This window comes from Bartonella sp. MR168JLCBS, assembly GCF_042194175.1.
Map to the genome: position 1 here is coordinate 1 of NZ_JBHIMP010000270.1, position 819 is coordinate 819.

Annotated in this window: 2 protein-coding genes; one reads left to right on the forward strand and one right to left on the reverse strand. The window is 41.0% G+C overall.

Annotated features, from left to right (window positions below; genetic code table 11):
- Positions 1 to 519, forward strand: a 519-nt coding sequence (locus ACFIK8_RS10800) for a TrmH family RNA methyltransferase (RefSeq protein ID WP_375669424.1), incomplete at its 5' end; no start/stop codon positions are given.
- Here the strand turns inward: ACFIK8_RS10800 and ACFIK8_RS10805 are convergent.
- Positions 509 to 819, reverse strand: a 311-nt coding sequence (locus ACFIK8_RS10805; RefSeq protein WP_375669425.1) for a rhomboid family intramembrane serine protease, incomplete at its 5' end; no start/stop codon positions are given. The genes ACFIK8_RS10800 and ACFIK8_RS10805 overlap by 11 nt on opposite strands.

The window sequence follows — 819 nt, forward strand, 5'->3', positions numbered from 1 at the left end:
CATCAAGGCATTATCTTGGAAACTGAATCCCTCAAGCCATGCCAATTGTCTGAACTAACGAATACCGATCTTGTCATTGTCATGGATCACATTACCGATCCACATAATGTCGGTGCTATTATGCGTTCTGCAATTGCATTTAAAGCTGGAGCACTTATTACCACTTGTCGCCACTCTCCCCAAGAAAGTGGCGTTCTTGCTAAAGCCGCGTCGGGAGCTTTGGAGATAATTAATTATATCACCGTACGAAACCTTGCCGAAACACTTCAAGAACTTCATAAAGCAGGTTTTATCAGCCTTGGCCTCGATTCAGAAGGCGACCATTCCCTAGAAACAGCATTAACAGGAAGAAAAATCGCTCTTGTTCTAGGAGCAGAAGGTAAAGGCTTACGCAAAAAAACACGTGAAACCGTTTGCGCCTTAACACGTCTTGATATGCCCGGAAATATTAAATCATTAAATGTTTCAAACGCAGCAACAATAGCGCTCTACGTGGCTCATAAATATCTTAGAACGTAATTTTTGCTTTACTGCGCGAAATATCAAAAAAACCAACTAACAAAAAGCCTGAAAAAAGCCCACCAATATGAGCCTCCCATGCAATTGAAATATCCCCCCTTTCAAACAGAGAGGACGAAATACCTATAATAAAATTAACAATTAGCCATACACCAATATAAACAAGCACCGTCCTTGAACAAAGCGCTTTTTTAATCGACCACAAAGGGCCAAAAAATCTTTCATTCTGGGTACTGAAACCAAAATGAACAGGGGAAAAACCGTAACGTGCAACAGCACCCATCATTCCAGAAATTGCAC